This is a genomic window from Soehngenia sp. (assembly GCF_055108775.1).
The window spans coordinates 1-8877 of record NZ_JBSQIL010000072.1 but is presented as its reverse complement, the minus strand read 5'-3'; the positions used below and the strand labels follow the sequence as shown (position 1 = coordinate 8877).

Here is an 8877-nt window from a genome sequence, read left to right as displayed (position 1 = left end):
GGAGAAGAACATCAACTAACGTAAAAGAGTTCACAAGATATATGAACAATGACATATTAACAGAGATAAAAGTGTTTCATTTTAATTTGCATTTAGCGCCATAAAAGTTAATCTTACAAATTTATGGATTTTAGTCACGAAAAGTATTATACTGTAATTAATATTTGTTTTCTATATCGTTGCCTGCTAATTATGTAGTTGCAAAATACAAAATTAAAAATTCAATAGATTTTGCAATTAACCAATGAGCACTATCTTTTAATTATTGGCAAATGGAAGGGTAAATTAATTAAAGCATCAAACTTTCAAAGGAATACCCTCTAAAAAAATGAAAGTGAGGTCAATAAAATGAAATTAGTTGCATATTTATTCTACATAATAAATTCGTTTGTTTTAGTAAGAATCGCAATTTTATTTGGAGTCCTTATAGACAATCTCACTAATTCTCAATTTGATATTTTCAGAAAAAACGTTTTAATAATGCTCATCTATGGTTTACTTACATTAATACTTCCAGTGATTTCTTACAAGCTTGCTTTTAAAATTTCTAATAAGGAAATGAATAAAATAAAAAACAATAAATTCCTTTCCGAATTTACAAACAACAGAGATAAATTTGATTTAGTTGACTACTCTCAAAACTTGGATATTTATTATAGTGGTCAGTTGATGAATAAATTTAATTTTGTTAATATTCTAAGTGTGTTTATATTTACTTCAATATCTTTAATAAGCATAGATATAAGGCTTTTTATAATTGCATTTATATCTTCCTCATTGCCTCTTATCGTGCCTATATTTAGCCAAAAAGCATTAAAAAATAGATCAGAAAACTTTGTAAATTCTTCAGATAATTATTTAAAATTTATCGAGGATACCCTTACTGGAAAAAAAGAGTTAATAAGATACAATGGAATAAACTGGATCAAGTCAATTCATGAAAATATTTCTAAAGAGCACGAAGACAAAAGAGAGTCGTTTAAGCTTCTGAACATATTAAATGATGTGTTTTCTGAAGGTATAAGCAATATTAGTCAAATAGTAATATTATTTACTGGAGGAATTTTTGTAAGCAGGTCTATAATATCCATAGGAGAAGTCATTACATTATTACAATTAATGAATTATTTAGCAGGACCTGTTGTTGCATTGATTTCCCTTTATAATAACTATGCGTCGAGTCTTGTTGCAAAGAAAAGACTTATTGGAGAAACTGAAGTTGATCTTTCACAAAAAGATTTCAAATTCCCTATTTTTGATTCTTCTGAGGTGGCTGTTGATATCGAAAATATAGAATTTTCTTATGGGAATAATAAAGTTTTAAATAATGTAAGTTATAAGTTTATGAAAAATAAAACTTATTTAATAAAAGGTAAAAGCGGAAGCGGTAAGTCCACATTATTAAAAATAATTGCCGGTGAATTGACTCCAGACAAAGGAAAAGTTCTAATATTTAATAAAAACATAGAAGATATGGAAAAATCAGCTATATATACTACTATATCTTATATTTCCCAAGACACACATATCTTTGAAAATTCCGTAGAAAATAATATTTTATTAGGTAAGGTTAACGAAAATAATAAAATTAGTAAATTAATTGAAATGTTAGAGTTGGATTTATCTTTAGAAGATATATTGAGTAAAGAACGTAAAATTTCTGGTGGAGAAGCTGTAAGAATTGGAATAGCTAGATGTCTTATAGATCCAAAGGATATCATTATATTAGATGAACATACTTCTGGACTAAATGAAGATCTTGCTTTTAAGATAACTAAAGAAATATTGAATCTTGGTAAGACTGTCATTTGTGTATCCCATACAGAATCACAAGAAATCATTGATTTATTCGATGAATGTATTAGTTTGGAAAGTTTACAAAGCTAAAATATATATACTTTAATTTAACAAAGATAAAAGTTCAGAGGAAATCCTCTGAACTTTGTTATTTCAATGCTTCATTAATTACATCTGCTAATCTATTCATTCCTTCAATTATCAAATCATCTGGCATTGCAGAATAGTTTAATCTCATATCATTTTCATGACCAGGATATGCATAGAATGAACCGCCTGGTACAAATGCAACTTGTTTTTCCAATGCTTTTACCGCTAAATCTCTAGTGTTTATATGCTCAGGCAATGTTACCCAAGTGAACAATCCACCTTCTGGAATAGTGTATTTAACTTCTTTAGGGAATTTTTCTTTCATGACCCCTACCATTAAATCTCTTCTTCTCTTGTAAACTACTTTTATTTTTTCAATATGTGCATCAATATCATATTCGCTTAAGAATGTAGCTACTTCTATTTGAGATATTGTGCTTGATTGTAAATCAGCACCTTGTTTTAACAATACGAATTTTCTAAGTACATCTGGATGAGCATCGATCCAACCTAGTCTCAATCCTGGACAGAATATCTTTGAAAAAGTTCCTAAGAAAATCACTCTGCCTTCAGTATCGAAGTGTTTAATTGCAGGGAATAATTCTCCTTCATATCTTAATTCTCCATATGGATTGTCTTCTACTACAGCTATGTCGTATTTGTTTGCTAATTCAACAAGTTTTTTTCTCTTCTCGATAGACCAAGTTTTACCTGAAGGATTTTGAAAATCTGGTATTACATATATAAATTTAACTTTTTTGTTTTCTTTTAATGCTTTTTCTAATTGTTCCATATTCATGCCATCGTCTTCTAATTCGATGTCAATGAAATTTGGTTCGTAAGCTCTAAAAGCATTAATAGCTCCTAAGTAGCTTGGCTTTTCGATTATTATATAATCACCTGGATCAATAAATACTTTTGCAGCAAAATCTAGCCCTTGTTGTGATCCACTTGTAACTAAAATATCTTCTACTACTGCGTCTACTTGTACTTTTTTCATTCTCTTTGCGATTGCTTCTCTTAGAGGTCTGTACCCTTCAGTTGGCCCATATTGAAGTGCTTGCGCTCCATTGTTTTCCATTACCTTTTTGCTAATCTCAATCATTTCATTTACAGGGAATAGCTCTGGTGCAGGAAATCCGCCACCAAAAGAAATAATTCCTGGTTGCTCTGTCAATTTAAGTAACTCTCTAATTTCTGATGCTTTAACATAGTTCATTCTATTTGCATACTCTAAAGCCATTAAACACACCTCCATATATTCGGAAAACCTTTTCCTACTATTATATATAGTTTACACTTAAAACAATTGAATGTCTATATCTTTTACAAAATCATTTCTATTTTTTCATCCCCCCTAAAATATCTTTTTAAATCATATGGAGAAAATATACCCCTATCTGTGACCACACCACTTACTAGATGAGGTGGAGTTTTATCAAACGATGGGTAATACCCTTTAACACCGTCTTTAGCTGTCTTTACTCCCATTGCTTGAAGCACAAAATCTCCGTCTCTTTCTTCTATAGTAACAGTAGAAATATTTTCATGTCCGATATCTGGTACCCCTGTTACAAAATATGGAATTTTCATATATTTCGCTACTATTGCAATTTGATAAGTCCCAACTTTATTTACAACATACCCATCCATGCATATAGCATCAGCTGCTGAAGTAAACAAATCTACTTTCTTTTCTTCCATAACATACGCAGGCATATTATCTGTGATGACAGTTACATCAAAGCCTTGATCATGACATACACTCGCCGTAAGCCTTGAGCCTTGAAAATATGGTCTTGTTTCAGGGCAGATTACTTTTATATCTAAATTTCTTTCTTTCGCCTCTTTTAACATCATGCCCACTATTGTTTCACCGAAACATTGTGTCATAATAGTTCCTTTTTTCGGAAACATATCTACTAAATATTTAGCCACGTCATTAATTCTGCTGTATCTTTTGTTATTGTGTTCGATTGTATGTAAAAAAATCTTTTCGTCGACTCTTTCTCCTTTTTCAAGTGCTATTAAAGCAGCTTCAATACATCCATCTGTGATGAGCTTCATCCTTTTAGTAGTGGTTGGCCTAGCCGAATAAAGAGTTTTCGCTGCTTCGTTTAAATAGTTAATGAAATCATTTTTATTCAGATTCCTAGCCTCATATGCCGCAAGTGCCATTCCCATGCCACATGCTGTGTATGGTCCTGCACTTTGTGTTACCATGTCTTTTATTGCTTTTGCTACCTCTTTATGACTTTTACATTCTACAAATGAGATTTCATTAGGATAGATTCTCCTATCTAAAATCTTGACAACTCCATTTTCATACCATGCGATGTTTTCATACCTCAATAAAAACGCTAAGCCTTCATCAAATCTTTCCATGGCTCCCTCCTACATATATTCTATTATTGAAGAAATAAATGTTTTCAACTTCTCTCTTGAGAGTTTCCCTATCTCTTCAACTTCTTCGGTAGTTATCTTTTTATCCAAAATCCCAGCAGCCATGTTTGTAACTAATGACATGGCTAATACCTCAATACTAGCATGTGCTGCAGTTAATGCTTCAGTGACTGTTGACATGCCAACTAAGTCTGCCCCGAGTATATCCATTGCTTTGATTTCAGCTTTTGTTTCAAACTGTGGACCTGTGGCAAAATAATAAACTCCTTCTTTAATATCGATATTCTGTTCTTTCGCAATATCTTTTGCCAATCTCCTTAATTTTTCTGTATACATATCTGTTACATCAAAAAATCTAGGTCCAAATTCTTCAATATTTTTTCCTCTCAAAGGACTAGCACCAGTTAATTTTATGTGATCCTTGATTAGAACTATATCTCCGGGTTTAAAATCTCTATTTATTGCTCCAGCTGCATTTGTTAAAATTACTTTCTTTACTCCCAAAAGTTTAAATACTCTTATCGGTATTGAAAGCTCTTCAAATGTATACCCTTCATAATAGTGAAATCTTCCGCTCATTGCTACAACTTTTTTACCTTTAACTTCTCCTATTATGAGCTTTCCCTCATGGCCTTCTGCCGTAGAAATGAGAAAGTTTGGGATATCTTTGTAATCTATAATCTTTTCAACATCAATTATCTCTTTTACACTGCCTATTGACGAACCTAATATAAGCCCGATTTCAACATCGTGTCCAACTATTTTTAATATGTAATCTGCTGCTTTTTTATAGTATTCAAAATTATACTCCATTTGGCACCTCCATTTAATTTAATTATACCAAATAATTCTCAAAAATTATAAGAGTTTATTAGCCATTTTGTGTAATCACATACATAACGATTATTTTTTAAATTGCAGGGTATGTTTGTAATAAAAGTATCAATGAATACTACAAGGCAGTGATAGAACATTTCAATTATAAAAGAATTTTATAAAATACGAGTAGGTGATACCGTTGAAAAAACATATATTGAGTACTTTAATGATAGCTTTAATAGCTATTCTAGTTGTTGGCTGTACTGACAAAGGTCCTACTGAGCCACAACAAGAGCCTGAAGATCAATTCGCTGAATATACAGGTAAAATAGCTATAATTACTGAAGATGTTGTTTTAAAAGATCCATATGTGATTACTGTGGATTCTGATAACAATCCAGTTTATCAAAGTTTAGAAAATGAAGAATATACTTTAAATAAAAATGACATGGTAATCGTAATCGAAGAAGTTGATAATGAATGCAGAGTTGCTCAGGCATCCGGTGACATTCCAGTAATCCGTGGTACAATTGATAAAAGCAAACTAAGTTATGATGAATCGCTTTTTAAAGATAATGCTAATCAAGCTATTCTTAATGGGGCAATGAGTTATGATGGGATTGATGGCAATGAAAAAGGAATACAATATGGAACAGGCTATATATTGGAACGCAAGGAAGACTGGGTAAAAATGTCTATACCAATGCAGGAATCTGAGCTCTGGTTTAAATCAGACAGCTTGTCATATGATTTTGATACATCGATAATTGATATTAAACATTAATCTGATTGAAAATTGTTATATTATAGAGTTCATTTCATGATTTTTAACTAAACAGTGCTAAAACATTATAATTTTTAATAAGGACTAGAAATAATCATTTTTGATTTTATATACGTTAAACTATATTAATTATATGAAAAAGTACAGAAGAAGTTTAATAAATTAAAAAACGTGTGGCTTTCTTTTAAATTATAATAATATTTTAAAAATAAGCATTTTGGTATTTGCAGAAATTTTAACAAATGTGGTAGCTAAAGGTGTTGAAGTAAACAAGGAGGAAATCATATGAAAAAGATTTTGGTATTGATATTAATCTTAACCTCGTTATTACCAAATACGGTAATAGCCAACGAAATAGGGGAAGTGAAAATACCAGGAGTAATGAATCCTAATACTTTAATTGAGTTTGGTGACAATTTAGAGGTAGTAATAATAGAACCTGGTAAAAAACTAAGTAGTCAAAACATTCAGGTTCCTTATGAACCATTAGATTTATCATTAATGTCAGAGAATGAGATAAATCAATATTATCAAGAAATGAAAATGATAAAAGAAATAAAAGAATCAGTGTCCAATATACCTATAATACGAGAAATAATATTCCCTGAAGTAGGATGAGAGTTATCTATGATGGCGAAGGGTTTGTAGATAAGATCATATATCCATTTGCAATTCAGAGTTATAGTTCTTTACCTAGAGGAACAACTAGTCCTATAGGAACTTATGTATGGGGTAATAGTAACAACGAACTTATTGTTAATCAATACAATAATGTGGATAGGTACAGGTAGATTTACTCTATTTGATGACACTATAGGAGAAAATAGTAATACTCTTAAAAAGGGAGATTGTGCGACAAGGGGAGACTATGATAATCCAAAGCATGGTCAAGAAATAAATACTAGAAGATTGAATGAAGATCTATCCGATACGAATTATACCCATGTTTTTTTCAAGAGAGATAATGGACAGTTACCAGATGCAATTTTAGATATATGGAAAACTGGAGTTGAGTATCTCGGATTAACTTATTCTAGTACATTGTCATTTAAGGGAAGATACTTTTATAAGGCTAGCTAGTCAATTATAGTTCTATAAATATAAGTTAAGTTAATTCTATAATCATAGCATTGATAGCAGTGGTAAGTCTGAAATAGTATCATAGCACCAAAAAACTAAGAAGTTCTAAAAGAGCATAACAAACAAGCCATCAAATGATGACTTCAAAAAAATATTAATTGAAAAACAAGAAGATATCTAGATCTCTATAACAATTAAAAAACTTCTTAGTCACACTTATTTATGCTTGGAGAGGCAATCTACACATATAAAAATGCGGTTATTCTAGAAATAGAGTAGCCTACTCCCCTCCGAATGATTGCTAGTTTACCGCTATACCTATGGCTATTGAATAATAAAAAATTGCTAGAAGCAAGTGCGGTTCATTCAATTTTGTGACTTGAGCTAAGCGAAAGGAATGATTTAAAAAATTGAAAAAAACATTATTATTAATTATGATTAGTATTTTCCTATTAAGTGCATGTACAAATATGAAAAATAATACCACAAGTAATAACCATGAAGAACCTTAAGATTATTTATCTATATCCTATACTACCTATAATGATAATAAGGGACCTCAATCTGGTATGACAACGAACATTATGGTATATGATATAGAAAATGATAATTTAGAAAAAATCAATTCAGTAGCATATACATCACAATATCCATTAGGGGTGTATAGTAAAAATGATAATAAAATTTATTATTCAGCAAAGAATGAAAAAACTGGAGACGGAGATGAATTGTTTTTAATCGACCTTGAAACTAATGAGAAAAAACAATTAACGGATGGTTTATTTGCTATAAATTATATTCTTCCCAGAAGAGACAATATTCTTTTAGTTGCAGTTAAAAATGGTACCAGGGCATTAAGGCTTGTAGAATATAATAAGAAAACAGGAACAATTTTTTATAATGATCTAGAAGATGACGATACAGATGTGTGGTCAATTTGCTTAAATATCGAAAACGAAAATGAATTTTATACTTCGACATATTCTCAAGCACAAGGATATGAAAATGCTGAGAAACAGTCTAAAAAAGAGGTAGACAGATATTATTATCCGGATAATACCATAACTAGATATAAGAATGATTTTTCGGCAAAGGAGGAAATGTTTTTCTTTGAAAAAGAGAAGATACTTTCAATATCAGCAACAGACAAATATTTATTGATTTATCGGGACGGAGATAGTAGCAACAACAACAGCATGAGGATAAACAGAATAAATTTGGATACAGAAGAGTTTGAGGAAATAAAAATACCTGATTCAAAAAATATTAGTGAAGTTCAACTTGATCGAAGTAATAATGGAATATATTATTTGGGATCGGATGAAAATTATGAAAATAGAGGTATTTATTATTATGATTTAGTTACAGGCAAGAAGAAAACTATTTTTGTTGAGGAATATGGAATAGGACATATTAATAATTTTATGCTAATTGGGAATTAAAATTGTATTCTAGTTGTAGATGGTTTCCAAATAATAGATATTGCATTATAATTACGATGAAATATCTATTATTCCATAATATACAAGCACCAAAATGGAATACTATTTAATAGTAATATTATGGAATTATTCCAACTAGATAACAATATTAAATGATATTAATGGAATTAAAAGAATAAGATTTATGACATCGCATCTAAAAAATTTTACAGATATATAAATTAAAAAATCTTAGAATTAATTTGAACCCAGATTTGAATCATGTTTACTTTACCAATAACTTACTATATTATAAATAAAAAAACCAAAAGATAAAGAAAAGAGTGTAGAGTAGCCTATGAAAATACGAAGTAAAAAAATAATCAAGAAAATTGCAATATATATTTAAACTTGGAATATCATAAGCCTTTACGTCTGTCAAAACAAATCTACGTATTATTTATCGATGGATAAGAAACTCAA

General features: G+C 30.1%; 8 protein-coding genes. 5 read left to right on the top strand and 3 right to left on the bottom strand.

All coding sequences use genetic code 11. From position 1 onward, the window contains the following. Window positions 1-348 precede the first annotated feature (348 nt). Window positions 349-1887 carry an ATP-binding cassette domain-containing protein gene (locus tag ACTB1H_RS08185; protein WP_463262360.1) on the top strand — a complete coding sequence of 513 codons (1539 nt, stop codon included), beginning with the start codon at window positions 349-351 and terminating at the stop codon, window positions 1885-1887. Between the two features lie 58 nt (window positions 1888-1945). Here ACTB1H_RS08185 and ACTB1H_RS08180 read toward each other — a convergent pair whose 3' ends face one another. The 3 genes from ACTB1H_RS08180 to ACTB1H_RS08170 all read right to left on the bottom strand — a co-directional run bounded on the left by ACTB1H_RS08180 (window position 1946) and on the right by ACTB1H_RS08170 (window position 5103). Continuing rightward, window positions 1946-3130, bottom strand: a complete 1185-nt coding sequence (locus tag ACTB1H_RS08180) for an aminotransferase-like domain-containing protein (RefSeq protein WP_463262359.1) — start codon at window positions 3128-3130, stop codon at window positions 1946-1948. An 83-nt stretch (window positions 3131-3213) separates the two neighbouring features. After that, on the bottom strand, window positions 3214-4272 hold the full coding sequence (locus ACTB1H_RS08175; protein ID WP_463262358.1) for an S-methyl-5-thioribose-1-phosphate isomerase: 1059 nt from the start codon (window positions 4270-4272) through the stop codon (window positions 3214-3216). Between the two features lie 9 nt (window positions 4273-4281). Next, a complete protein-coding gene (locus tag ACTB1H_RS08170; protein ID WP_463262357.1) occupies window positions 4282-5103 on the bottom strand; it encodes a purine-nucleoside phosphorylase in 822 nt (273 codons plus the stop codon). Window positions 5104-5308: 205 nt separating this feature from the next. Between ACTB1H_RS08170 and ACTB1H_RS08165 the strand changes: the two genes are divergently transcribed. From ACTB1H_RS08165 to ACTB1H_RS08150, 4 genes are all read left to right on the top strand, one after another. Then, window positions 5309-5893 (top strand): hypothetical protein, encoded by a 585-nt coding sequence (locus tag ACTB1H_RS08165; RefSeq protein ID WP_463262356.1) that lies wholly within the window; start codon window positions 5309-5311, stop codon window positions 5891-5893. 285 nt (window positions 5894-6178) lie between these two features. Continuing rightward, complete coding sequence (locus tag ACTB1H_RS08160; protein ID WP_463262355.1) at window positions 6179-6511, top strand: hypothetical protein; 333 nt, start codon at window positions 6179-6181, stop codon at window positions 6509-6511. A 135-nt stretch (window positions 6512-6646) separates the two neighbouring features. Continuing rightward, window positions 6647-6973, top strand: coding sequence for a hypothetical protein (locus tag ACTB1H_RS08155; RefSeq protein WP_463262354.1), 327 nt, complete (start codon window positions 6647-6649; stop codon window positions 6971-6973). A gap of 569 nt (window positions 6974-7542) precedes the next feature. After that, entirely contained in the window at window positions 7543-8415 is an 873-nt protein-coding gene (locus ACTB1H_RS08150) for a TolB-like translocation protein (protein WP_463262353.1), read from the top strand. Window positions 8416-8877 lie beyond the last annotated feature (462 nt).